At 50.0% G+C, this 25,090-nt stretch carries 25 protein-coding genes and 1 pseudogene; 13 read left to right on the forward strand and 13 right to left on the reverse strand.

All coding sequences use genetic code 11. The annotated features are described in order from the left end of the window. Position 1 precedes the first annotated feature (1 nt). From hisD to ACIRQ6_RS09320, 7 genes and pseudogenes are all read right to left on the reverse strand, one after another. The gene (gene hisD / locus ACIRQ6_RS09290; protein ID WP_420860311.1) at positions 2–1,309 is read right to left on the reverse strand and encodes a histidinol dehydrogenase; all 1,308 of its coding nucleotides are present in this window, start codon (positions 1,307–1,309) and stop codon (positions 2–4) included. A gap of 167 nt (positions 1,310–1,476) precedes the next feature. After that, the gene (locus ACIRQ6_RS09295) at positions 1,477–2,511 is read right to left on the reverse strand and encodes a quaternary amine ABC transporter ATP-binding protein (RefSeq protein ID WP_420860312.1); all 1,035 of its coding nucleotides are present in this window, start codon (positions 2,509–2,511) and stop codon (positions 1,477–1,479) included. Between the two features lie 12 nt (positions 2,512–2,523). Beyond that, positions 2,524–3,555, reverse strand: a complete 1,032-nt coding sequence (locus ACIRQ6_RS09300) for an ABC transporter permease (protein WP_420860313.1) — start codon at positions 3,553–3,555, stop codon at positions 2,524–2,526. Positions 3,556–3,626: 71 nt separating this feature from the next. Beyond that, complete coding sequence (locus ACIRQ6_RS09305; protein WP_420860314.1) at positions 3,627–4,595, reverse strand: ABC transporter substrate-binding protein; 969 nt, start codon at positions 4,593–4,595, stop codon at positions 3,627–3,629. 1,982 nt (positions 4,596–6,577) lie between these two features. Then, entirely contained in the window at positions 6,578–7,225 is a 648-nt protein-coding gene (locus tag ACIRQ6_RS09310) for a toprim domain-containing protein (protein WP_420863889.1), read from the reverse strand. Positions 7,226–7,504: 279 nt separating this feature from the next. Next, positions 7,505–7,696, reverse strand: a pseudogene (locus ACIRQ6_RS09315) (CHC2 zinc finger domain-containing protein); the annotation flags it as partial. Then, complete coding sequence (locus tag ACIRQ6_RS09320) at positions 7,608–7,904, reverse strand: hypothetical protein (RefSeq protein ID WP_420863943.1); 297 nt, start codon at positions 7,902–7,904, stop codon at positions 7,608–7,610. The pseudogene ACIRQ6_RS09315 and the gene ACIRQ6_RS09320, both read right to left, overlap by 89 nt. Positions 7,905–7,946: 42 nt before the next feature. Here ACIRQ6_RS09320 and ACIRQ6_RS09325 point away from each other — a divergent pair, with 42 nt between their 5' ends. The 7 genes from ACIRQ6_RS09325 (at position 7,947) to ACIRQ6_RS09355 (ending at position 15,526) form a co-directional block, all read left to right on the forward strand. Continuing rightward, the gene (locus ACIRQ6_RS09325; RefSeq protein ID WP_420863890.1) at positions 7,947–10,169 is read left to right on the forward strand and encodes a P-loop ATPase, Sll1717 family; all 2,223 of its coding nucleotides are present in this window, start codon (positions 7,947–7,949) and stop codon (positions 10,167–10,169) included. A gap of 189 nt (positions 10,170–10,358) precedes the next feature. Then, positions 10,359–11,282, forward strand: a complete 924-nt coding sequence (locus ACIRQ6_RS09330) for a hypothetical protein (RefSeq protein ID WP_420860315.1) — start codon at positions 10,359–10,361, stop codon at positions 11,280–11,282. Positions 11,283–11,399: 117 nt separating this feature from the next. Further along, complete coding sequence (locus ACIRQ6_RS09335; RefSeq protein WP_420860316.1) at positions 11,400–11,792, forward strand: helicase HerA domain-containing protein; 393 nt, start codon at positions 11,400–11,402, stop codon at positions 11,790–11,792. Further along, a complete protein-coding gene (locus ACIRQ6_RS09340) occupies positions 11,789–12,583 on the forward strand; it encodes a type IV secretory system conjugative DNA transfer family protein (RefSeq protein WP_420860317.1) in 795 nt (264 codons plus the stop codon). Before ACIRQ6_RS09335 ends, ACIRQ6_RS09340 begins: the two co-directional genes overlap by 4 nt. A gap of 72 nt (positions 12,584–12,655) precedes the next feature. After that, positions 12,656–13,603, forward strand: coding sequence for a replication-relaxation family protein (locus ACIRQ6_RS09345; protein WP_420860318.1), 948 nt, complete (start codon positions 12,656–12,658; stop codon positions 13,601–13,603). A 158-nt stretch (positions 13,604–13,761) separates the two neighbouring features. Beyond that, the gene (locus tag ACIRQ6_RS09350) at positions 13,762–14,472 is read left to right on the forward strand and encodes a hypothetical protein (RefSeq protein ID WP_420860319.1); all 711 of its coding nucleotides are present in this window, start codon (positions 13,762–13,764) and stop codon (positions 14,470–14,472) included. 4 nt (positions 14,473–14,476) lie between these two features. Beyond that, a complete protein-coding gene (locus tag ACIRQ6_RS09355) occupies positions 14,477–15,526 on the forward strand; it encodes a hypothetical protein (RefSeq protein ID WP_420860320.1) in 1,050 nt (349 codons plus the stop codon). A 74-nt stretch (positions 15,527–15,600) separates the two neighbouring features. Here ACIRQ6_RS09355 and ACIRQ6_RS09360 read toward each other — a convergent pair whose 3' ends face one another. The 3 genes from ACIRQ6_RS09360 to ACIRQ6_RS09370 form a co-directional block, all read right to left on the reverse strand. After that, positions 15,601–15,888 carry a type II toxin-antitoxin system RelE/ParE family toxin gene (locus ACIRQ6_RS09360; RefSeq protein WP_420860321.1) on the reverse strand — a complete coding sequence of 96 codons (288 nt, stop codon included), beginning with the start codon at positions 15,886–15,888 and terminating at the stop codon, positions 15,601–15,603. After that, entirely contained in the window at positions 15,888–16,148 is a 261-nt protein-coding gene (locus tag ACIRQ6_RS09365) for a CopG family ribbon-helix-helix protein (RefSeq protein WP_420860322.1), read from the reverse strand. The genes ACIRQ6_RS09360 and ACIRQ6_RS09365 overlap by 1 nt, the downstream gene beginning before the upstream one ends. 81 nt (positions 16,149–16,229) lie before the next feature. After that, positions 16,230–17,891, reverse strand: coding sequence for a type IV secretory system conjugative DNA transfer family protein (locus ACIRQ6_RS09370; protein ID WP_420860323.1), 1,662 nt, complete (start codon positions 17,889–17,891; stop codon positions 16,230–16,232). 134 nt (positions 17,892–18,025) lie between these two features. Between ACIRQ6_RS09370 and ACIRQ6_RS09375 the strand changes: the two genes are divergently transcribed. Next, positions 18,026–18,403, forward strand: a complete 378-nt coding sequence (locus ACIRQ6_RS09375; protein WP_420860324.1) for a hypothetical protein — start codon at positions 18,026–18,028, stop codon at positions 18,401–18,403. Between the two features lie 43 nt (positions 18,404–18,446). Here the strand turns inward: ACIRQ6_RS09375 and ACIRQ6_RS09380 are convergent, their stop codons facing one another. After that, positions 18,447–19,214 carry a hypothetical protein gene (locus ACIRQ6_RS09380; protein WP_420860325.1) on the reverse strand — a complete coding sequence of 256 codons (768 nt, stop codon included), beginning with the start codon at positions 19,212–19,214 and terminating at the stop codon, positions 18,447–18,449. Between the two features lie 3 nt (positions 19,215–19,217). After that, on the reverse strand, positions 19,218–19,604 hold the full coding sequence (locus ACIRQ6_RS09385) for a hypothetical protein (protein WP_420860326.1): 387 nt from the start codon (positions 19,602–19,604) through the stop codon (positions 19,218–19,220). A 169-nt stretch (positions 19,605–19,773) separates the two neighbouring features. Between ACIRQ6_RS09385 and ACIRQ6_RS09390 the strand changes: the two genes are divergently transcribed. The 5 genes from ACIRQ6_RS09390 (at position 19,774) to ACIRQ6_RS09410 (ending at position 22,547) form a co-directional block, all read left to right on the forward strand. Beyond that, complete coding sequence (locus tag ACIRQ6_RS09390) at positions 19,774–20,619, forward strand: hypothetical protein (RefSeq protein WP_420860327.1); 846 nt, start codon at positions 19,774–19,776, stop codon at positions 20,617–20,619. Positions 20,620–20,822: 203 nt separating this feature from the next. Then, a complete protein-coding gene (locus tag ACIRQ6_RS09395; RefSeq protein WP_420860328.1) occupies positions 20,823–21,404 on the forward strand; it encodes a helix-turn-helix transcriptional regulator in 582 nt (193 codons plus the stop codon). A 94-nt stretch (positions 21,405–21,498) separates the two neighbouring features. Beyond that, on the forward strand, positions 21,499–21,816 hold the full coding sequence (locus ACIRQ6_RS09400) for a DUF736 domain-containing protein (RefSeq protein WP_420860329.1): 318 nt from the start codon (positions 21,499–21,501) through the stop codon (positions 21,814–21,816). Positions 21,817–21,909: 93 nt separating this feature from the next. Next, positions 21,910–22,260: a DUF3768 domain-containing protein gene (locus ACIRQ6_RS09405; RefSeq protein WP_420860330.1), complete on the forward strand. Its 351-nt coding sequence runs from the start codon at positions 21,910–21,912 to the stop codon at positions 22,258–22,260. Then, positions 22,260–22,547 carry a hypothetical protein gene (locus ACIRQ6_RS09410; protein WP_420860331.1) on the forward strand — a complete coding sequence of 96 codons (288 nt, stop codon included), beginning with the start codon at positions 22,260–22,262 and terminating at the stop codon, positions 22,545–22,547. Before ACIRQ6_RS09405 ends, ACIRQ6_RS09410 begins: the two co-directional genes overlap by 1 nt. Positions 22,548–22,637: 90 nt before the next feature. Here the strand turns inward: ACIRQ6_RS09410 and ACIRQ6_RS09415 are convergent, their stop codons facing one another. Then, on the reverse strand, positions 22,638–25,082 hold the full coding sequence (locus ACIRQ6_RS09415; protein WP_420860332.1) for an SIR2 family protein: 2,445 nt from the start codon (positions 25,080–25,082) through the stop codon (positions 22,638–22,640). Positions 25,083–25,090 lie beyond the last annotated feature (8 nt).

A 25,090-nucleotide genomic window follows, 5' to 3' on the forward strand; every position in this document is an offset into this window, starting at 1 on the left:
TTCAGTCTTGCGCTGACAAGTCGAAATTTTCTGTTGGAAAATATTTGTGCAGGCGCACGTCAGCAGCGCGGGCATGGCCCTCCATCCCCTCAAGGCGCGAAATCCGTGCTGTGGCTTCTGCAACGCGTTTGGCCCCGTCCCGTGTGGCGCGCTGCCAAGTGACGGTCTTCATGTACTTATGCACCGACAAGCCACCCGTATACCGTGCCGAGCCTGACGTGGGCAGCACGTGGTTTGTACCCGAGGCCTTGTCACCATAAGACACTGTGGTTTCCTCACCCAAAAACAGCGAGCCGTAACAGGTCAGACGGTTCAGCCACCAATCCAGATCTGCGGCCTGAACCGTCAGGTGTTCAGGCGCATATTCATCAGAACAGGCCGCCATTTCTTCGCGGTCCGCACAGACGATGACTTCTGCATAGTCGCGCCATGCCGCAAAGGCGTTGTCACGGTTGAGCCCGGGCAAATCTTCGATGAGTTCTGGCACGCGGGTCATGACCTTTTGCGCCAGATCTGTGCTGTCTGTGACCAGCCAAACCGGCGAGTTGTAGCCATGTTCCGCTTGGCTGACCAAATCGACCGCGACAATTTCCGCATCCGCATTGCCATCAGCCAAGATCAAGCTATCGGTCGGGCCTGCGATCATATCGATGCCCACTTGGCCAAAGAGCTGCCGTTTTGCTTCGGCCACAAATTGATTGCCCGGTCCTACGATAATGTCGGCCTTTGGCAACCCAAAAAGGCCATAGGTCATTGCCGCAACACCTTGTACCCCGCCCATAGACAGGATCTTGTGCGCGCCGCACAGGTTCGCTGCATAAATGATCGCAGGGCTGACGCCTTCCTCGCCTTGGGGAGGCGAACAAGCGGTAATGTGCTGCACACCGGCCACCGATGCTGTGGTCACCGTCATCATCGCACTGGCCACATGGGAATAGCGTCCGCCGGGCGCATAACAGCCTGCCGCATTTACCGGAATAATCCGCTGACCCGCAATCAAGCCAGGCTGAATTTCCATCTCGAAATCACTGGACGAGGCCTTTTGCGCCTCAGCAAAGCGGCGCACGTTGTCATGGGCAAACTGGATATCGTCCTTTAGCTTTTGCGAAACCTTAACGCTTGCCGCATCGATATCGTCTTGGGTCAGCAGCGTCGGGCCAGAATAATTGTCGAACTTGTCTGCATATTCTTGGGCCTTTGCATCGCCACCTTCCCGGATCTCAGTCAATATGCCTCGCACAATTCCTTGGGTCTCGGTCGCATCTGTTTGCGCGGTACGAGGGGCTTTCTTGAGATACGTGCGGGCCATGAATTATCCACCTTTGATTCCAGAACTTGGATCCAATAACGATAGAAATCAGCGCTTTGCACGAAAAATCAGCCTCCCCCCATGTCATTAAGGAAAGCGTGAAATTCCGTTTCAGAAAAGGTGATGAAGCAGCAGCTTATCTGGCGAAACCGCGGCGCTTTGGGCCCCTAAGCCGCGCCCGACACCCGTGGCACCAAGGCCTTGACCAGATCGCGCATGTCCAACTGGCCTACGGGCGTATCGCCGTCCATGACGCGGTACGTGTGGGCTGTGTCGCCGCCAGACAGGGCAATCAGGCTTTCCAGATTGTCGCCTATCTGCACATCGCCTGCAAAGCTGTCCAAAGTCAGCGAACCCATAACAGATTTCACTCGTAGCACGCGCGCACGGTTAATGTCGGACACAAAATCCTCGATGTAAGGATCAGCAGGGTTCAACAAGATGCCCTGCGGCTCGCCCTGTTGGACAACGGCGCCGTCCTTGAGAATAACAAGGTGATCGGCCAGCTTGAGCGCCTCGTCCAGATCGTGGGTGATAAAGACGATGGTCTTGTGCAGCTCTTCTTGCAGTTCCAGCAGCAGGTTTTGCATGTCTGTGCGGATTAGCGGATCGAGGGCAGAAAACGCCTCGTCCATCAGCATAATGTCCGTGTCAGCAGTTAAGGCACGGGCGATGCCCACACGTTGCTGCATCCCGCCCGAAAGTTGCGCGGGATAGTGGCTTTCGTAACCATCCAGTCCAACACGGGCCAGCCATTTTGCGCCTGCCGCATTGCGCGTGGCCTCGTCCACACCCTGCACTTCCAAGGCCATAGCGGCGTTTTGCAAAACGGTCCGGTGCGGCAAAAGCGCAAACTTTTGAAACACCATCGACATCTTGTCCTGACGCATCTTGCGCAAGGCATCATCCGACAGGCCCATCACATCCAAACCGTCGACCAAAATCTCCCCATCGGTGGGGTCAATCAAACGATTGAGGTGGCGGATCAGCGTTGATTTACCGGATCCAGACAGGCCCATCACAACGGTGATTTCCCCAGCCTGCATATCCACGTTGATGTCTTGCAACCCCAAGACATGGCCATGCTTTTCCAGCAGTTCAGGCTTGCCCATCCCTGCTTTGACATGGGGCATCATCTCTTTGTGGTTGGCGCCGAAAATCTTGTATAAACCGCGCAGGCGGACTTTGGGTGTATCGCTCATTGGATCAGCCTCTTAATGGGATTTGCGGGTCATATCGACCCGACCAAGGGCGGCTTTGGACACACGATCCAAAATCACAGCCAACAACACAATGCCGATACCGGCTACGATCCCAACACCCAATTCAAGGTTCCGAATACCGCGCAACACGTTCACGCCCAGCCCCGGGGCCGAGACCAGCGAAGCAATCACAACCATCGCCAGCGACATCATAATGGTCTGGTTGACCCCTGCCATGATGTTGGGCAACGCGAGGGGTAGCTCAACTTTCAGCAACTTTTGGTTGGAATTCATGCCGAACGCATTTGCCGCCTCGATCACATCCTGATCCACCAAACGGATACCCAGATCAGTCAAACGGACCACTGGCACGATGGCATATAGGATAATAGCGATGCCATAAAGTTTGGATTCCGTGACCGAGAACAAGAAGATCAGTGGGATCAAATAGACAAACGTCGGTAGAGTTTGCAGCAGGTCCAACACCGGCACAATGGCCCGTTGCAGCCTGTCGGATTTGGACATGGCAATGCCAATGGGCACCCCCAGAAGGATCGATATCCCCGTGCAAACAAAGATAATCGACAGCGTCTGCATGGCCACATCGTAGTGATCCACAAACGCCAGCAAAAGAATAGAGAACCCAACGAAAATGGTCACAGCGATCGAGCGCGAGGCCCACCACGCCACACCGATCAAAATTGGGATCATGATAAACCAAGGCACAGCAGCGAACAGCCATAGCGCCCCGTCCAGCATCCAACTGAGCGGTTGGGTGATCGGGTCCAAAACTGTTTTAAGCGCAGGCTTGGCGGCTAGAAACCCGTCTTCGATACCTTTGGTCAGATCGCGGGTCTGGCTAAGATTGCCACAGCTTTCATTGAGGTTATCCAGCGATGGAAACGGAAAAGCGGGCCCGGATGCCGCATCGTCCCCGTTTGATTGAGCGAGCAAATCCGCCATCGACAAAGGCGCATCCGAGGCCCCTCCACCACACCAGTCTTCAAGACCCAACGCCTTGAACACCCCATCATAAAAAGCCATAAATCTGTCCCCGTTGGCAAAAGCCCCCTCGCCTGAAGAACGGGCGAGAGGGCGCTGTTTTTATTGCAATATTACTTCAACAATGCCGACAGATTTGCCTTGGCATCGTCGTTGATCCATGTGGACCACGTGTCTTTGTAGTTGGTCAAAAAGTACACTGCTGCTTCTTCGTTGGACGCGTTATTGTCCAAACGCCATGCCAGCACCTCACCCATTTGGGCGTTGGTGAAGGATACGTTTTTCAGCAATTCTGCGATTTCTGGCTCACGCTCGACGAACGCACCAGAGGCCGCTGTCACAACTTTCGAGCTTGGGTATGCGGAAAAGCCAGGGGTGGCGCAGTCCACGTCACCGTTACAGCTGTGTGCTTCTGCGTCGTAAGCTGGTACTTCAACCTGCACCATTGGGTATTTGCCCAAAACGGCTGTTGGGGCCCAGTAGTAGCCAAACCATGGTTCTTTGTCCGCGTAGGCCGAGGCGATGGATGTTTGTAGCGTTTCGCCGGAACCATGCTGGAACCGCTCAAGGCCAGAGCCTTCGATGTTGGCGGCTTTGAGGTTATTGTTATTAATGATGTCGCAGGCCCAGCCTGACGGACAATCGTGGAATTTGCCACCAACAGCCGCAGGATTGGCCATGATGCCTTCCCATGTCGTCAGCTCAGGGTTGCTCTCGGCCAGATAGGCTGGGATCCACCAGGCTTCTACGCCGCCATCGGACAATACATCACCCAATTCAACCAATTTGCCTTCTTCCAACAGACCGTCGTAGGCCGGTGTCGAGTTCGCCCAAACCTCGGTCAAGATGTCAGGCTCGCCTGTTTCGGCCAAGGACGTCAGCGCAGGTACAGTCGAAGACGGTACTTTTTGTACCTCACAGCCGTAGCCCTGCTGCATCAAAAAGCTGGCCACAGCTGTTACAACCTGCGCCGAGGCCCAATCCATTTCGGTGATCGAGACCTTACCGCAATCCGCAGCTGCAGAGGTGGCGCCAAGGGCCAAAGCTGTGGCCGCGCTGGCCATAAGCATCTTAAGTTTCATTGTGTCGTCTCCCTGAGTGTTTTTTTGTGACTTTTATCGCGTCGGTTCTAAGTAAGGCAGCTTGCGTGGGTTTGATCAACATCTATTCGGGAAATCTTGGGTCACAATCGAAAAATATCCCGAAACCGACCTTCCACAAAAAAACGCGACCCCCTCTTGGTACAAAAGTCCGGAAACATCCCCACCAGATCACAACCCAAACCCAATGCACGCTCCCGTTAAAGAGCATCCATGCGCCAGTATACTCCCCCACCCCTAAGGCTTGCAAAACTTGCGTTCGTATTTGGCGAAGGGGTGATGTGGAATTGGGGGTGGGATTTGGGAATTGTAAAGGACAAGTACCAGTGTCCGTAGCAACTGTGTCGTCTGGCCGTGAGGGCCATGACCCAACGCGCTTCATCCGTGAGGACTGCGGAGTTTAACCCTAAAGGGTAATGGGTCATGGCTTGAGCCTGACGACCAGTTGATGCGGAATGGTGTTGTATGAGGCCGTATGTGCGGTCTCAAAGGATGGGTGAAAGTGTGGAAACAGAAGGTATGTGATGGTGCATGTGAGAAAGCGTGCTTTGTGTGGCGTTGTTCCGACAAGGCTAACCTGATTTTGCGAACCTCCGACAAGAAAAGGATTTTTCAGGGAATTACATCAAATGACCCGCATTTCTGGTGGCACTTCTAGGTTGTCTAGCCTACTGCTTGACGGGTCAGGTAACCTTTGGTCAGATAAGCTTTGCTCTATATCGTTGCTATAGATTTTGTTTCTTTCTATGCCAGCGGTCTAAGAATATCGGGATGGCTAAAACCAAAGCTCATGTTCGTTTTGGCTCCGATGTTTAAATTGGATCTTAAGAGGTCAAAACAGATTTTTTCTGAAGAGGAGCTTGAACGTCTAAGAGCCCAAAAATCGCCCCCGTCATTTTCAAAACTAGAGGTTTGGTTGATCGACATGACAACCGACGAAACCTATTCGATAGAGGAAAAATTTGGACGCCTGTTTTGGCTCAGTATTTTTCTCGTTGCGTCTATAACCTTTTCAATTTTTTTCATTTTGTTGAAAGTCTTTTAAATGGGTTCAAGACGTATTGGCTGGTCGCTCGAAGAAGTTGAATTGTTTTCGTCTCAAAATGGAACTTCAGAAATCACTGGCGTAATGAGAATAAATGCGGCGATTGACGTTTGGGGCGGTGGTTACAGGTGTTGTTGGAACTGACCTAGAAGCCACGGTTAGAATTTTATAGACAGTCATTTCCCACCTTCCTACATCAAACCCAGCCCACCTTTTGGCCCACCGTCGTGTTCGCGAAATAGCGATGATCTATGAGGGGCCATGAGCAAAGTCAGTCAAAAATACCTATAAAACAAAGGTGTTTAGAGAAATCATGCTTGTCTATGAAACAGTGTAGTGGTGCCCGGGGGCGGAATCGAACCACCGACACGAGGATTTTCAATCCTTCAGTGCCAAGCTTAATATGCTGATTTTTAATACTAAAAATATACAACAGGTAAAAGTGTGTAGCAAAGTGTGCAACTTTTTCCTGATTCTCGCTAGACCGAGAATTAATTCGAAAACCTACCGGATTTCGACCGTTCTAGGGGGTATGGAGACCATACTCCCTAGTAAGTACCCCCTCTGTTTCAAGCTATCACTTTGAAACTGCGAGGCCTATTCGCCACCGATTGCCGCGTGTTTACACCGCGACCCAATAGCTGCTGACTACCTACATAAAATTCCGGTTGCGGCCTAACGCCAGCGCACCGTCGCAGCTATTGGGTCGCGGTGACACAAAACCGCAAACCAGAATTCAGACCGCGCGAAGGCGCGGCGAATTCTGGGCGGTTTTGGCACCTTCGACAATCGGTGGCGAATAGTTGGGTGTACTTGCCGAGGAACCTCGGCACACCCAACGCCCCCCGCTCACGCGGGAAAAAGAAAAAGGGGTCTCCACATGGAGACCCCACCGTTTCATCGCAACCCAACGATATGGCTAACGCACATATCGGGGCAGCTCAGCTACGATTTTGTCGCTCATTTCATCCGGCTTAACGCCATCTTCAAGCGACACAGTTTTTGCGAACAAGCGCGTTGCCAGAACTGGCAGCGCTTGTTCGCTTCCCTTACGACCGCCTTCGTCGCCATCAAAGATCAAGATTGCTTTTCGGAAGCCTGCTTGAACAAGCAGGCTCACCTGTTGCGGGGACAGACTGGCCCCGAAACTTGCGACGACCGGCACGCTTACTGCGTGCAGTCGCAACACTGACCAATACCCTTCGACGATGACAACGGCATCGTCGACATCTTCACCTGTTTCGATCAATTGCTCTCGCTTCGCGATCACACGGTTCAGGTTGTACACCACGCAAGACTTTTCAAATCCCTTGGGCAAGAGATAACGTGGCTTGTCCTCCTTCTGATCCTCAGATGCCAGCCGACCGGCGTATGCGATCAAGTCACCGTCTTCATTGTGTATCGGGAAACAGACCCGCCCCGCCATTGAACCGCGCTTGGCAAAGCCAAGACCAAATTCCTGAACTAGTTCTTTTGTGATCTTGCGACCACTTAAGAACGGGTGCTCAGGTTCAAGTTTCAGTTCAAAGGTAAGCGCTGGATTTACAACGTCCGCATCAACCTCCAAATTTGCACTCTGACAAGGCGCTTCAGCCTTTGAGCGGGGAGCTGAGCCCGCGCCGTCCTTTGAGGCCTGCTCGGTGCGTTTTGGACGTTTCCCAGCCTGTTTGTCTCGCGGCTTTGCTTTGGGTTGATCACCTGCTGGCGTTTCTTTCGATCCACCGTCAATTTTGAAGACCTCACAGGCCAGAACAGCGGCCTTGCGCAGTTCGCGCGGCTGGTCAGGATCAAATCCCTCCATCCGAGCGACGAAATCCAATATGTTACCTTTGGCCTGACAGGAAAAACAGTTGAAAACGCCTTTGGTCAGGTTGAGCCCACATGACGGCTTGTGGTCGTCGTGGAACGGGCAGCAGATCTTAACCTGATCCTGCCCGTTTGGTTTCACATCAAAACCGTAGTGCGACAGCACCTCTGATACGTCCAAATTCTCTCGGACGGTCTGAAAATTTACCCATGTCATCGTTGATTGCTCCATATTTTAGGGGCATCTGATTGTACCACAGTTGGATTTTCCTTGATTTTTCACTACCCAAACGTGCACCTTCCCCAAAACAAGAAATACGGAAGAATATTAAGTGATTGATTGCTTTATTACGTTTTGTGAAGATGACGCGCGACAGGTTGATATCAAAGAACTGATAAAGGAGCTTCAAGCCCGCACAGATGGCCGCATCAAGTTTCATGCATACTTTGAGAATGAAGCAGGTAGCAGCCTCGACGATTTCATGAACGGGACACTTCGAGATTGCAAATGTGTTCTAGGTCTTTTTGGCCCAGGCTATAAAAGCCGTATCGACTCTACTGCTGAAAAAAGCGGTGCCTACCAAGAATACAACACGATTGTTACAAGGTTGCACGGCAAAGTTGGAACAGCGAAACCGAAGGTCATTCCAGTACTATGGGCAGGCGAAGGGATAGAAGATACCGTGCCCGACCTCCTTATGTCTAGCAATCCGATTGTTACAGACCTACGTAAATTTCGGACTTTGGGTCAAAGACACACTGCGCCATTTTTGCCCGAAAAAACGAAGGAAGACTGCTATCCAAAATTAGACAAGATAGCAGAAGCTCTGCAAATGCAGGAGGAAATTGTATCGCCTGAGGTGGAGCATATCGCGCGAGATAATCTTCACAGGATGCTTAGCCCAGGTGGTGACCCACTAACCGAGGAAACTTCAGTCGCAGACATTCTTCAGGTCAAATATGAGCATGGAAAGTATGATGCTGAGAGCTTCTTGGAGCACTACTACACCAAAACGCGATTCTCCAAACGCCTGAAGTTTCGGAATGTGGGACTGATCAGCGGGCGGAAAGGATCCGGCAAAACAACTCTCGTCCAAATTAGGGAACTAGAAGCCGAGGATTCCGCATTTTTTCCGGTCATTGATGTCTCTGTAAACAGCTGGAATATCCACAGCTTGATTCAGAACACAAGCTTTACTCAGTCCGAAGGTGACTTCAACTACATTGACCTTGAAGTGCGGTTTTTTGACTTTGTTTGGTCAGCATTCGTGTCGTTGAGCATGGCCATAAGTTTGACTTACCATGAAAGAAATAGAAGTGGCGAAGCATCCCCTGGTGTCGGCCGTCTTTTGAATTCATCCTTTAGCGCAAAGACACTTGACCGTCTGATAGGCGACGCAGAAACAGTGGATGACTTTGACTACGCAGCCTTATTTGACCACTCCGTAACGGCAGCTCGACGCTATATTCAAAAAATCGTTGACCAGGCTAGTTCACTCGACGAAGAGAGCTTCAAACAGGATGTTCTTAAGGGAATTTCGATACGAAAATTCTTGTTTGATCTGTTTGGTAATGAATTCAACAAAATGAAGAGTGCCATATATGAGAATGGCAACAAGAGGTTCCTATTTTGCTTTGACCGCTTCGATACGGAAATTCAGCAGTACCGCAAAATAGATGCTCAAATGGACGAAAAAGTAAAAAAGCGTCGTTCAGAAAGAGAAGTCAATTGGCTAAGTTCACTCACAGTATTTGTGAACAGGACGCTGCGCCCAGACCAACTGGCACACGATCGAGACATATATGAGTACTTTGCTCACGTGAAATTCCTCGTTGTACTTCCTTTTGACAGAATTGAGGAAATAAGGCGAAACCAGAGAGACTCGATATCTTCTGAAACAGTCGAGGAAATACGTTGGCAACCGAAAGAACTGCTGACTATGCTTCGCAAGCGAATTCAAGTGCTCTACGGCGTCAAAGATGACGCAATCGACAAGACAAAAATCAAAGATGCTCTAAAACGTTTCGAAATATGCAGAAGTATGGCGTGCCCTCAGCTACCCGATGAATCACACGTTATGCTAGGAAACAAGCCGTTTAAGATGGATCTGTTTCTATATGTGTTGCGCCATACGTTGTTTCGCCCCAGGGATATCCTGATTCACTACGCTTCCATTCTTGCTTACCTTGAGTCAGTTAAGGGCCGTGCCCCGCGCGATATAACAGAACCAATTCGTGAAATAATTTCACAGGAAACACAAAAAATCGTCGAGTATGAATTCGTCGGTGAACTTCGGGACACTTGGACAAACATTGACGACGTCCTCAAACTTTTTATGGGTTCAGAGCAGGTCATTTCAGCTAAAAATTTAGAACAAATCATTGGCCCAATAGACTTCAAGTTTTATCATCACGGCTCGGATTTAACGAAGTTTTCGCACAAATTAGAGTTTTTGTATGGGATCGGCTTTCTTGGGTTTCGAAGCACTCGGCAAGCCGGAGCTGGAAAGAACCAAAACTGGTTCAACTTTGATTTTATGACTAGTCAGGCGCGGTTGCCGTTCGATTCGGATGCCGTTATGAGACATATCGAATTTGCGATACACCCCATATTTGTAGAGTCTTTGTATCTAAGCACAAACCACAAAAAGCCCGTTCTGCTGTTTGACTGGAGAAAGCTTGACGAGCTCGACCGGCCGGACTGATATCTCAATCAATTGGCCGATTTTAGTATAGACGGAAAATTCCTAGCCAGGAGTTCGCCAACAATTAAAAGCAGACGCTCATGTGTCAATGCGTAGTGCTCGGCACGTGCCACGGATTAGCTCTGTTCGATTGATAACTTGGAAACAGAGTGTGTTTTAGGTGCGCACTTTGGAAAGTAGGTAAAGAACATGGACACGAACATAAGCGCCGCTCGAGCCTTCATCAAAAACAGCGTCTTGCCAGACACTTTTTTTGCCAAACTGAGCATACTACTAGCCAGTATTTCAATGCTATCCCTGCTTGTCCACGCCGTTGAGTATGGACTTTCTGATACATTTACTTTGCTTTTGGACTGGTATGAAACTCTTCTAAATAAAGTGTTAGGCTGGCTTGGTGCGATATTGGTTTTCGCCCTAGAACTGATTTCTCGCCTGATATCAATCAACATCTCCCTGCAGCCCCATTGGCAACATGTTTTTGTTCTTATGAATATCTATTTCCTTAGAGATGCGCTCTTTTATAGGACGTCGAAGCATTTGAACGTCAACCGTAGCAACTGGCATTTGACGCTTGGATTGCTCTTAGCAGTGTTAGCCAGTTGTGCATCTGGTTCGATCAATGACGATGGCACATCATTGATTAGTTCCATCTTAGTCGCGGTTTTCCCAGTTTCGGGCATCCTGATCTATGACCTCGTGGAGCGTCATTGGTTTGTTCGGCACTATGCAAAGGCTGATGAATTTACTCAACATGGAATCTCAAACAGGCAAGCCGCAAAATTTTACCGACAGAAAATTTTAGAACGCGCGGTGGGATTGCTCCTAAGTTCTGTCATAACGGTTCTGATATCTAGAAATTGGATCGGACTAGGTGAAGGGGTGGGAATTATCGCTCTGCTTGTTTCAATGCTACTGATATCTATTTACTGGATCTCTGGACGAGCTAGTCTTTACTATCAGTTCGTTGGATCTAAAGATGACAGTTCGCCCTTCCTTTATAAGCTGTTGTTTCGGTCGGGTACGTCGGAGCTGGGCAGCATTATGCTGGGTACATTTTTTTGGTTGGCCGTGTTTCTCGTCTTTAACGCAGGTCTAGGATTGAGTGGCCTTTAACAATAGAAAACGTGATACAATCGTCGCATTCAAAACTCGAAACCAGCGCAGGCTATCTGCCAATCGCAGTTCACCGACAACCCGTCGATGGTATGAACCCTGCGCTGTTTTCGGCGTATGAACCACACAACGAGCCAACTGCATTTGGGATATCGTACATCCAGCACCGCTGAGGAGCTTTTGTCTGTGTCTCAAGAAGACCGGCGGCGACATGTGTATGTCATTGGACAAACCGGAAGTGGAAAAACCACCTTCTTGAAATCCTGCATTTTGCAAGATCTCGAACTGGGCAAAGGCATCGCACTGATCGACCCTCACGGAGATTTGGCAGAGGCGATCGCCGATGCAATCCCTCGGTCGCGTATGCGAGATGTCGTTTTCTTCAACCCGTCGGATTTTGACTACCCCCTTGCGTTCAATCCCTTGGGGCGTGTTCCAAAGCATCTTCATGCGGTCGCCACCTCAAACATTATCGCGAGCCTGCGATCTATCTGGCGGGGAAGCCGATGACATTACTGGATGTATCCAAGATGTTGACCGACCAAGTATTTCGAAAGCGCGTTTTGATGCACGTCTCAGATCCAATCGTCCGTGATTTTTGGCAGGTCGAGTTTGCTGGCTATGATCCGCGTTTGCGGGCTGAAATCATCGCACCTGTATTGAACAAGGTTGGTGCATTCATGCGGAACCCCATCATGCGCAACATCCTAGGTCAAACTCGCAAAGGATTTGATCTCAGGTACATGATGGACAACCGGAAGATCTTGATCGTGAACTTATCAAAGGGACGCCTTGGCGAAGACATGACCAACCTACTCGGGTCATTGCTCACGACATCAATCTATCAGGCCGCGATGGAACGCGCTGAATTGGTTGAGGAAGAAAGGGAAGACTTCCACCTGTATATCGATGAATTTCAGAATTTCACTACGGACGCCTTCGACAGCATCGTTTCAGAAGCAAGGAAATATCGGCTCTCGCTGACAGTCGCGCATCAATACCTCGATCAATTGTCGCCACGCATCAAACAGGCGATCCTCGGCAATGTCGGATCACTGCTGCTATTCGCATTGTCAGGCAAAGACGCCGAAGAACTTGCCGTTGAGACAAACCCACACACGGCAAGCAGCTTGCGTGCCACTGGACGGGGAGAGGCATTGGCCGTGACACTTAAAGACGGCGAGCGCCGCCTGCCTGAAAAGATATCCGTGCCATACGGACATATCACAACCAACAGCTATGAACGCGTTGTCCGCAACACGCGAACCCGCTTTGGGCAACGCCCACTCTTTCGCACCTAGCAGATCTCGAACTCTGGCACTTGCCAACACCTGTGGGGCCAAGAATTCGATGCCCTGCGGTATAATTCCGTCATGACAGGAAAGAGATCACGTTTCAGACGCAGCAAAGCCACAACCATACAACTGACCGAACGAGACGTTACGATATTGAAGGCGTTGGAGCAGCATCGTTTCCTAACCACTGACCACCTTTTGGCTCTGACAAACGGAACAAGCCGCCAAGGGATCACACGACGCCTACGCGAACTCTATGACACGAAATACATTGACCGCCCCCGCGCCCAAATGATGGCAATGGCCTATGCCGATAAAAGGCCGATGATGTACGGGCTAGGCAATGAAGGCGCTGAACTTCTTTCCAACCGGTTTCAGATGGCCCTGCCAGACATTTATTGGACTGAGAAAAACCGCAGGGTCAAAGAAAAATTCGTTGAGCATACGCTGGGCATATCCGATTTCATGGTGTCACTTGAAACAGCTTGCAGCGACGCAGGGAACATACGCATTATCACGAAAGACGCCATACTGACGGCCTCACCAGAGGCAACCCGCCGCAGGCGTCACCCGTTCCGTTGGCAAACCCGCATCCATTGGAACAATCTGTGGCATGACATCGCAATCGTGCCTGATATCATCTTTGGGCTCCACTATACCGACCAGCCGCAAGGGAAGAACAAGGCCTACTTCATGGTCGAAATAGATCGTGGTACAATGCCGATCATACGTACCGACATCGGGCAGACCTCGTTTGCCCGAAAACTGCACTCCTATGCTGATACGTTTGAACGCAAGCTGCATGTCGAGCACTTCGGGATCAAGAACTTTCGAGTGTTGACGGTGACCACTTCACACGAACGCATTGAAAATATGATAGCGGCTTACAGGTCAGAGATCGTTGAGCGCGCTCCAGCGGGGCTCTTTCTGTTTCGAAGCAAAAATACCACTTTTGCTTCGATCCTAGAATGGCAATCGGCCACGAAGCATAACGTCGAAATCGCCCCTCCTACCACTAAAGATTGAAATTTGTTAAAGATCGCGCCACCATACACGCACTAATTGAATATTTTACTGATTCTTAAGCCGTTCCACGGCCGGAGTCATGAATATACTGCTATTTTTTATCTGTTGCTTTCCTTCCGTATGCAACGGACTTGAAGTTGTATCGATGGGAAATGCCAATGAGAAATTTTATTTCTCGTCACCTATTAATAGAAAGTACGATCCTTTTAATTCTGCTTGTCCTATTTTGGATGATAACCCGCGTACAACCAAGTGGAGAGCTATCTGAATCAGGAGCGGCAGTTGCCGGGGTTTTGGAAAGTTGGTCTTCATCAATCAAAATGCTCTGGAACGGTGGCCAAGAAACAAACGCGTTAATGCTAGTTCAGGCCCGAGCGTGGCCGGAAAGCACGGCATTCTCTGGCTTTTGTGGCATGGCTAAGATCGCGTCAGTTTATGTTAAAAACAGCTCAACGCTGAGCTACTTCGTAATCATTCCTGCGTTCTTAATCGTGGTTTTCGCATACAATCGAAGCAAACCGGATGCCTTTAGTCGGCCCGGTAGAGTAGTATTCGCATTCTTGTTGATTTCGTTCATTTACATTCTGACCTTCAAAGTCATCCAACTGCAAGATGTGCAATCTATTGTTGTTAGTTTACCTGCTGACGCTTTCTTTATCGAGGATCACAATTTTAGGTGCGACGCAGCATTCGAAGTTGGCCAAGATACGAAGGCGCAACTAGCGCTCCATCTGGGAAACCTAACCGCATTTTTGGGCGAAATCCGGCTTTATCTGCTTGGGCTAGTCCTTTGGATCATTGGGCGCGAGCACGCAGATATTCGTAGGTTGCAGAAGCTCGCAACAGAAACGCCAGAAGGGGGAAGCTAGATACATGTTGAGGTTACTATGGATATTATTTGCGGTTGCGTTGCATTTTCCGGCTGCTGCTGGCGCGGATGGGATTAAATTTATTGGGCAGGGTGACGATACGTCTTGGCAAGTAAACGATACGTCATTGAGTGCAGATATTCTCGTAAACCAATCGCAAGACTCTTTATTGATTGAACGAGACGGCATCCTCAGATGCGAAATACATGAGGGATCATTTAGGTATTTTCCAGTTTCTTTAACTTATCGAGTTGCGAACAGTTTTGCTGCTTCCAACCGGAGCTTGGTAGGGCAAGACATCACTCTTCGTATGGTTTTCTCAAGACGCGCTGACACGGAAACCATTGTCACATTACCAACCAACAACACTCCAGAGTTCGGCCTAAGGAGAAGGCAATACGAAGCACTAGATCGGCTCTCGATTGACCATGAAAGAACGCCTTCAGAATACGTTCCAGGCTTCATAATGGCGATGTTTGCAGTCAAGTACTACGATGTGCTGATAAATCAGGTTCCTGAAGGGGAGCGTGACTTGATCGAACGAAGAAGACTGTATTTTGCAAAGATTGCAGCAAATTTTCTTTTCCAACAGCATGTGCAGGACAGGTCGACGGGGGAATATGCTCTTGATCCAATCATACTCCCTGACGGCGACGCGTATGATCTATTACTGAGTGTCTTGCGACGTAACGGCGAAGTATCTAGAAGAACAGTTCTTGGAACCAGATACCGAAGCTTTTGGTCGTTGAGAGATCGTATCGAAACGACGGCTGCAAACAATCGCGAGCTACCAGATGATTTGCTAGAAGCCGCGGAATCAATTTCAGATTGCTTGCTTGCCGACAACGGGCTGGCAAGCGTTGACGGTGTTATTGTGGACTTCCTGAAACAGCAAGATTTTTATGTTCCAAATGGAAGAAACGACATCCTGGCCGACCCTGCTGACGGCGCGTTCAATATGTGGCGAGCCTTATACATTGCGCGATTTGGGGAGATTCCCGCAAGCCTGTCCGGCAATGAAGCTTTGCTTAGACTCTTTGAGAAAGAAGGTTGAAGCTACAAATTCCAATGATTTGTCGCGGGAGATATATTCCGCGACACTTTCGTTGATCTGTCAAGTTTGCTTCCCTAACCGTTTGCAGGGAAAAACCGCGCCGCGTGCATGACGGCTAAGACCTGAATTTGGCTCTCAGTCGCCCGATAGATAACAATGTAATTCTTGTGAACGACGAGTTCCCGTGTTCCGTGGGCACGACCTGGCCGTCCCATGTGGGGTTGATCTGGCAGGTTATTCTCAACTGCAGATACGATGAGTTGCGCAAGTTCCATTGCTGCCGTGAGGTTGTCGATTGCGATGAAATCAACAATGTCGGCGAGGTCTAACTCAGCCGCTTGGCTCCAGATAACAGTCTTCATTATGAGGGCTGGTCAAACTTCGCTTTCATACGATCTTCAAACCGATCCAGAAGCGCCGCACTGCTAATTCCCTCTCCAGCATCTATACCGGCGACACGTTGCTCTATCGTCGCCAAGAATTGTTCTTCGGCTGCGAGATAACGTTCGATAGCTTCGTTCGCCAGAAATGATTTGGAGCGTTGCGTGGCACTGGCCAGACGCGACAAACGTTCGGAGACGTCTGGTTTGGTGTGCACTGAAATGACGGATCGTTCGGCCATGTAAATACCTGCTTGATGCATATGTATACATCTTACTACATCAGGGGTGATCGCGCAAATGCTGCCGTGTCTGCCACCGTGTCATTCCAAGAAATCCGGCTCTACCGGTGGCGCTCTGCCAGGCAGCATGGGCTCGACAACCTGATCCTGATCTACCAGCGTAAGATATGGGTTATTCTGCTCTAGTTGCTCCAGAAACCGATTGAATGCAGATGCCGCAACCACTTCGTCAGGTGCGTCCAATGCACGGAATTTCATGTTGATGCGACCGCCGATGCTAATGACCCCGTATTGCGTCGGCAGGCTCGCAAGATCGTCGGCCAGCACAAATACTTGTTCTTCAATGGGCCACGTCCCTGACGCACGGTCTTCCAAGACGGGCATCAAAGTTTGCGCCTTGGAACGGGACGTCGCAGTTCCCTTAGCATGAGAGGACACGTCACTTGAGGATTCAGAGGTCATCTGTCCCAGCGCAGTTGGTGATGTCAAAAGACCTGCATCGGGTGTCAGGCTGATGGCACTACCAGCGACGCTGTTCTGACCAGACCCAGACACCGAACTTTCTGATATTGATTGACCTTCAAGATACCCAATCGAATATCCAACGACAGTCGGTTTCGTCAGCACATCTTTGATCTTGCTGGGATCAATCAACCCACCTCGATAAAGCAGCCTGACAAGGTAGGTCGCATCTTCAGGTTCTTTGATTGAGAAGACGGCCTTGACATCAGCTTCGTTGATGACCGTTGAGAACACCCGCTCCCCTGCGTCACGGAGCTGGCCGAGATTCTGATGCGCCAGAACGATGTGCAAACCGTACTTGCGGCATTCTTCGAACATTTCAGAAACGTTGCTGCCCGATAGGTACCGGTGCGCCTCATCCAAATACAAAAAATAGGACTTGGTGTTATCCCGCAGTTTGGATTGCCCAAACAGGCTGGAAATCAGCAACAACCCGAAGAGCTGTGCAGAATCCGCATCAAAGATTTCAGTGTCCTTCAAGTCAAAGAGCAAAATCTCACCCTGATCCATCGCAGCGCGAAGATCGATGGTCTCGACTCTTTGAGAAAACGTCGCCCCGATCACAGGATTGGCCATCAAAGTGAACAAGCGCCTTGCCACCGACGATACATATTCAAGAAAATCATTGTCTTTGTAGCGCGTCAGCAGCGACCATTGTTCCCTTGCCAACCTGTTTTGCAGTTGATCCATCAACGGCTGCACATCTGGTCGATAGCGGGGGTTTAGTAGCAGCGGATAATCAGCAAGTGTCAGGCCTGCCTCAGCAAGCGTCATAAGCAAGAGCACCAACACCTCATGGGTGCGGGGTTGATGCCGCAATTCCTCTTCGCTGAACAACCTGCCAATCGCATCTGCAACCCGCGTTCCTGTGGCGTGCGCATGTCGAGGATCCGTGAGAGCCAAAGGATTGAACGCGACCGTCGTTTCCCCGCCACCGATCTTAAAATATCGCACCTTGCGGTGTTTGAGCAGGCGCGGTCGCTGCGACAACCATTTCAGAACATCCTGACACTGTGTGCCATGAGGATCGATCAAGCACAGACCGCGCCCTTCGGCGATGTCCTGCTGGATCATCGAACGCATGAACCGGCTCTTCCCCGATCCGTTTGATCCAACAATGTGCATATGGCGCTGTCGTGCTTTTTCGGGCGCGATGATTTCGGGGGCTTCCATTCTCTGCCCCAACCCGTTTACGACATCCTCAGCGACGGTTCCAAGCACCAAGTCAAGTTTGCCAAATATCTGCTTTTGTTGTATTCTATTAGGCATTGTGACCGTCAATTACCCGGTCGTGAGCAGCATGGAGCCTGGCGAAAACCTCGGCTCCCACTGTTCATGACACATGGGAGGTCACTATGACTGTTCTTTCGAAATCCGATCCTAAAGACGCCACCAAAGGTTTCGCGCCAAAAGGCCGATACAGCTACACTGCCCTTCTTTTGCAACTTGCATGCGACTGGGATGTTGATTTGCCCTGGGTGCGCGAACGCATCACCCAGCTGCAAACGAGTGCTGATATTGCACAATTGTTTCGCGATATCATCACTGCCAAAGAAGGCGGGCTGGCCTGGGCAACGCATCCAGATGCACGTGATATGCTCTGGAACATTCTGAAGGATCTGAATGCCGCGTGGGAGAATGTGCTGAAGTGCGCTCCAGACAGAGACCCGTTGACGCTGGAATACCTCGTCGATGCACTTACACATTTCAAACGCGCAACACGCGGATCTTAACCGCGTAAAAAGCCCCGTGACGCCGTCATAGGGCTTTTTCATGTCACATCAGCTCGGGTTTCCAACAACTCCACAGCCAACTGTTTTCATGCTCAGAAAAATCATCATCTGTCATGATCTGCGCAACCGCTTCGTCCAGATCAGCAGCAAACTGGCGGCGCTGTTTGATATGCGCTTTGACATCGTCCGCGATCCTGGCCGGTAAATTCCGATGATCAGGAATGGCTTCGACCACATCAGGGGTTACAATAATCGCGACCGCATCGCCGCGTAGGACAACGTTGGTGCGTCGCGTGCGGAACTGTACATCCCTTGCGAAATCAAAAAAGTGATACGGCAGAGGTTCTCGCTCCACTGATAGCCCCGACACAACGGGCACGTAAAAATAGGTTCCATCTGGCAAACCAACATCGACAAACAATTCATCTTTGCTGTTTGTCAGCTCCCTCGTCGTTGAATGGATACAAATGCCCCGTGCCTCCAAGTCACTGACTGACCCGCCACCATGTTCTGTCACCCGATAGATATCCAAGTGACTGCCGTTTGGAAGATCGGCAATCCACGCGATCATGACCTGTTGATCCACGAGGCGGACATCAAAGTTATGGATATGAGGCGTGTCATGCAGATCTGTGCCTTGTCGCACCTGCACGAGCTTTGAGTTGTATCTCTGTCTCATCCCAAAATCAATGACAGCCGCCAACAGAAACGCAGGAACGATGACAAAGACCACAACATAGCCAAGCGCTATGACACCCAAGACGCTGCCGACAATTATTGCCAGCTTAACGTTTACATCACTGTCCGACATCGATCAGAGCTCAATGGCAACATCATCGTCAGATGCTTCGAGCGACGAAAGCCGCGCTTCCAAAACTTGCTTCAGGTTCGACGCTAGTTCTTTCATCTCAGAGATTTGCAGCTCGCGCTCTTCCGGCAGTGCGGTGCGTACGTTATTGCTGATCGACTTTGTTTTCTTGGCCCATGAATAAGCCATCTCCATCGGAAACTCGCGTCGAATTTTCTCACCAATGCTGATTTCGCCCAATGGGTACATGCGCCACTGTTTTGTGCTGGCCATCGACTTAAGCGCTTCAAACTCGTCATCGGTCAAGTGGATCTCCGTTCGAGCACAATAAATCGGCTTTTTGAATATGAACCCAACCCGTTCTTCGCTCTTCCCTGTCACTTCAAATCTCATGTCAGTCGCTTCCTCTGCTAATCTGCGACCAACGTCTGAATTCAAAGGGCAAAAGGAAACCGACAGGTGTGGGGATGTGCCCTTATTCCACCAGAATAAGATGTTTGCATTGCAGCTACCTATCCCGCAAAAGTTGCAATCAAGAATTTGATAATCAAAGACGAGCAATATGAAGGCCCAAGATTCTGAAACGGACTATCAGCACACATCCCAGCTCCCTCCAGACGATTTGAGCTTTTCGGAACTCTTTGACTTCTTTTGGGCGCGCGGCTTGGGCAATATCCAGCATCCCGATGGCACCTCTATGCCTTGGACTGCAGCATCTTTGGAAACGGCACTCGACGGTAGCCCCGACAAGCGATCCATTGAGAATTGGCGCAGTCAGTCAAACATGCCGTCGCCAGAAAAAATCCGCAAACTCAGCTGGGTCATTGCTGGCGACAACAAACCGGTGCGCACCGCATGGTATGAAGCGCTTATTGCAGCACGGCACAGCGCCAAACGCAGTGAGCAAGCAGCATTGCGACCGGCACCAGAAAAGCACCTCACCCAAGCATTGGAAAATACCGCGTCTCAGCACTCAAGTCCAAAGACAATATGGGGTGGTATCGGGGTCATCGTGGTTTTGGTGGCAGGCCTGTTCTGGTGGTGGGTAGGTTCGGCATCATCGCCAGCCGTAAGCAACATGCGGATCTGTGATGCGCCCTATTTTGACGACGAACTAAAAGACTGCACGCAGCATGTTTCGGTCTTTGTCCACGGCATCGACGAAGTCTTTTTGAGTTTTGACTTTGGCGATGCGGAAGATGGCACCCCGTTTGATCGTTGGTGGATTCTAGACGGCGAAAGAATTGCGGGACGCACAAGCTTCAATGATGCGGCATGGCCCGGTTACACGTATTGGCGTCCAGGTGTTTTGGAGGTTGGCCAATATGTCGTCAGGATCGTCGTAAACGGCGAAGTCTTCACACAAACCTTCTATGTCCAACCGGAAGGATTCCTTCCAGAGGAATAAAATTACCTTTCCAAACAGTTACTTAAATTCAAAATTTCGGCAGGACTTCGGTTCTGCCGTTCGCTTCAGTGCTCCAATCCATCCTATCTAACCCACGACACCGGCATCCAACTGTCGATATCGAGGGTAAAAAACTGTCAAAGCGGCAAGACATAAACCATGGCACTGATCGATGCTGCAAAGCTGCGAGTCAGTCTGAATTCTTGCTTGCTGAAAAATTTGATCTCGCCGTCGCCGTTGTGGATGTTCATGCAAATATTTCCCAGCAATCATCTGCCGCCCAGGTGATCATTGCAAAGCATCCTGCGCTTTTGAAATCCAGCACACGGATTGGCCTGCACTCCCCGCAGCAATCTAACCTCTTTCGCATGGCGCTGCGCTACGTCGTTTCAGGGCAACCATGCCAAACATTGAGGGCGGATGATGGCTGTATGGGCGCTCCCCTTGCATTGCAGGTGTCATCATGGCCGATGGCAAAGCATTGCCTGGTAAGCCTGCAGCCGCTTGTGCCGCAGCGTGCAGACTTGTCTTATCTCTCTAACCCGTTTGATCTCAGCAATCGCCAACTGCAACTCCTTGAGTTGTTCAGCGAAGGGCTGACCTTGGCTGAAATTGCAGCGTCACTCGGACTGAAACCACAGACGGTACGTGAGGTATTTTCCGACCTTTACAGCCGCTTTGAGTTGCGCAATCAACTCGAACTTTTGTCCGCATTGAAGTCTCCCACAATGGCGACCAAAGAAAAGATCCCAGACGAACTGGAAGCTGCGTCGCTGCTATCCTGACAGCGCACTGGCCTCTGGTAATCACTTAATACATGGTATGATAGGCCAAGCCGAACTTTCCGGTTTTTCCCATAAAATCAAAGAGGAGTGCATCATGCCCGCCATTGGACATGTAACCCGTAAACCTGATGGCACCTATGAAGGCCGTCTCGCAACCATGACGATCCGTCAGAACATCTTGTTTGCCAAGAAACAGAAAACAACCGAGGCCCAACCCGACTATCTGGTCATAGCTGGTGACGTTGAAATCGGTGCCGCATGGTGGCGCAAATCGCTCAGCGGCAACGACTATCTCAGTGTGTCCCTCGCAGCGCCCGAATTTGGCAACCGAACACTCTATGCCAACCTAGGCCGCGCGGCTGGTTCTCAAAACGAAGATGACTTCGTGTCAATCTGGAACCCTCAGGACTGATCGATGAACGCGCGTGGCTGAAGTCATGCGCGTTTTCTCTCTCGATGGGCATGTCCGAACATTTCGGATGTGGCCTGCGAGAGAGGAAGAAAAATGCCTAACCTCCTAAAACAGACAATCCGTGACCAGAACGACAAGTTCAGAGCGCTTGATCCAAGCATTCCTGGGCGCGTGTTATTCACCCAAGGGATCCAAGCGCTAGTGTCTGATGATGACGCAAACACTGCAGAAGATCTTATGTCGGCAATCAAGACGTTTGATGACTTCAGCACTGACAACTATCCACACGGTGAACATGACTTCGGCAGTCTCACCTACAACGGCACACGTATCTTCTGGAAAATTGATCTCTACGATCAGGACTTCCAGTTTGGATCTGAGGAACCCGCAAACCTTGAAAAGACCCAGCGTGTTTTGACCATCATGCTCCCCGAGGAATATTGATGGCAGCCAAACTGGTGCAGGACGTCAACTGGCAAGGACGCATGATCGAGGTTTCATACGATCCAGATTGGCTTGGCGGGACAGCGCAGCACATTGAATTGCGATGCAGCCGTCCGCTGCCAGTCACTCAAACAGGCTACAGATCGCGCTTCCTGACAACAAAACGGGTAATGCGTGCAGGTCAGCTTGAGGTGTTCATCAAAGCTTGGCTTGATGATGCCGCCGATGACAAGAACTGGCGAGAGCGCGAAGAACGTGACCGTCAAGGCGAACTTTTTGACCTTTAACCTATTGGAAAAAAAAAGAGCCTTCCCGAAATCGGGGAGGTTCTAACTATTCTCCTTCTGAAAGACATAGCGGGCCGTGCGATAGCCCTTTCATTCCAACTCTTCGATGATTTCAACATCCATCTCTGCGTTAGTCGTAGACGGCGGGGACACACGACGCTCAAAGCGCTGAATGGCCCTAGTAATGTCTGGATCGCCCACTTCCCTTTCAGCATATTTCATAGCATCCAAGACTTCGTCGACGAAACCATAGTCACCAGAGACTCGATAAAGCTCTAAACAAACGTCTGCATGCAACTGAAGATTTTGTCTGTGAAACTTATCGCCGGACAATATCGAACTAGATGCGCTATACGCGTCGTTCAGCATAGCTGCTTTATCTTCAATCATAAGACCGACTGTGCTGACAGCCCGCTCAAGCAATAGACGAACCTTGTAACGCTTTACAGGGCCATCTGCACGAAGATCATTTTCAAAAACGCGGATTTCAGTTTCTGCGTCAGAGAAGTTCCCACAACGGATAAGATTGTTAATGAGCCGATGCCTTGGCACCCGTTCTTTCGGCGCGACAGAAATCATCATCCTCAAAAGTTCGTTTTGTTCCCCTTGATCGGCAAGCTTCGACAAGCCGCCATCAAACCCACAAAGCTGACGAAGCGTTCTAATTTCGACATCGTATGACGGGGAAATGTTCTTTATAACTTGCTTCAGCAAGCCGTAAATCTCTTCTTGGGCATTAAACTTATGCTTTGAAATTATTTCAGAAATTACTGGGTGTCGGCCACTCCATCCATAGATACTCTCCCTCGAGTTGATGGGATATTCATCGACCAAGCCTTCGAGGTTTCCTAGTACTAAAGACACGTCCTGCGCACTGATCTGAAGAAGTCGGATGACAAGTTGTCGGTGTACCCTGACACCGAAACTTTCGAGTGCACAAACCGCTTTGTAAACAGACTGATAATCAGGATTGATGCTAGAAAACTCTTGAAGAATGATTGTGTCAAAGCTGTCGTTAGCAAAGATATTTTTCATGCAAACAAAAAAGTCTTTGTTACAACGGTCTACCAGCCTTCGTCTGCGCTCTTGCAGGGTAAATCCACGAAAGCTTCGATCTACCAACCTAGAAATCTCGGGCACCTTTTCGACCAACGCCAGCAAGCTACCTATTTCTGAGCTATCGAGCGAAGACAGATCGACAACACTGCCAAGTTTGAAGAGGTTCGGCGATTTTACTCGCGGCTTCCAATGGTTGCGAGCAGAAGCCAAGATTAATCTCAGCCGGACATAGCCTTCGTCGCTCATTTGATTGACCAAAAGATTGATGTCCTGGATATAAAGATGGGCATTGTCCAGAACCAATATCCCGTCTTTGCCATCGTGTTGTAGCTGCGCAGCTACGCCGAGCCATTCACGAGCAAAAAACTCACGATCTGGATTGTGTTCCCAACCAAGATAACCGCTCTCAACTAAGTCGCAAGCTACCTGCCTGGCCAACGTTGTTTTTCCGACACCGCTTGAGCCTAGGATCATTGAAAACTGTTCTGTCGATTTTAGTCTCCCTACAATTCGGTCTTTTTGGGTGCGCTGAAAGCAAAACCCAGCCCTCAAATCGCAGTATGATGCTGCCCCTCCTGCAAACATCTTCCCAAAATCAGCATTCCCCAGATCAAACTGGTGCTTAATGTCGAGCGTTATGGCCCTCAGTATTGGGCGTTCAGATACTGGATCATCTGAACTGTCTATGACCTCTACAAGTTGTTCGGATTGTTTGGCTAGCTCGAAGAAGAACTCATCGATCCCACCAAAAGCGACCTGAATCCCCTTTCGCTCCATCAGCAAGGCTCGATTATGATCTTCCGTATAGAGTAGTAGGAAGATCTTTTTGGCAGATCCCGACTTCCTGTTTAGCCGGATTGCCCGCTTAACAAGAGCATCCAAGTCGGGATCTGAAAGCGATTGCCCAATGATCACGACGTCATTGGCATTCAGATCATTTTTCATCCTGTCGTAAAGAGCTTCTCGGTAGTCCTCCACGAGATCATTGTCTTCCTCAGTGAGAATCATCCGTGATCGATGACCATCCGAAACATCAAGTCCAATTGTGCCATGTATTTTAAAGATCGGCGTAGAGTTGGGAGGACAAGGATCTCCGAAATCAAAATTTGTCGAATAAATTCGGATCTGCTTATTCTTCTTGCTGAACCCCCGTTCTACAAGATCATCGTAATTTGTTGTAAAGATGGAGACCCAGTCATAGTCGGCTATGCTTTGGATCCCACCTGTAGGCTTAAGCCCCCTGAATGAGTTGCGAACTTGTCGGACCAATTCCTTCCGAGACTTCTTAAGCTCCACTAGGGAACAAACCTCAGCAAAACTAAATCCGGTCGTATCTTCAGTCAGCAGCGCATCCAAATCGTTGATCAATTTCCCAACACTGGGAGCACCGGATGGCAAAGACGCCCCGGCCCCGAAGAGCAAGACTGTTTGGCTTGGTAAAATGTTTGAGACCAAAGTGTTGACCGAAATAACCATCGCTATAC

The organism is Algirhabdus cladophorae, from assembly GCF_044772865.1.
GTDB classification, from domain to species: Bacteria; Pseudomonadota; Alphaproteobacteria; order Rhodobacterales; family Rhodobacteraceae; genus Algirhabdus; species Algirhabdus cladophorae.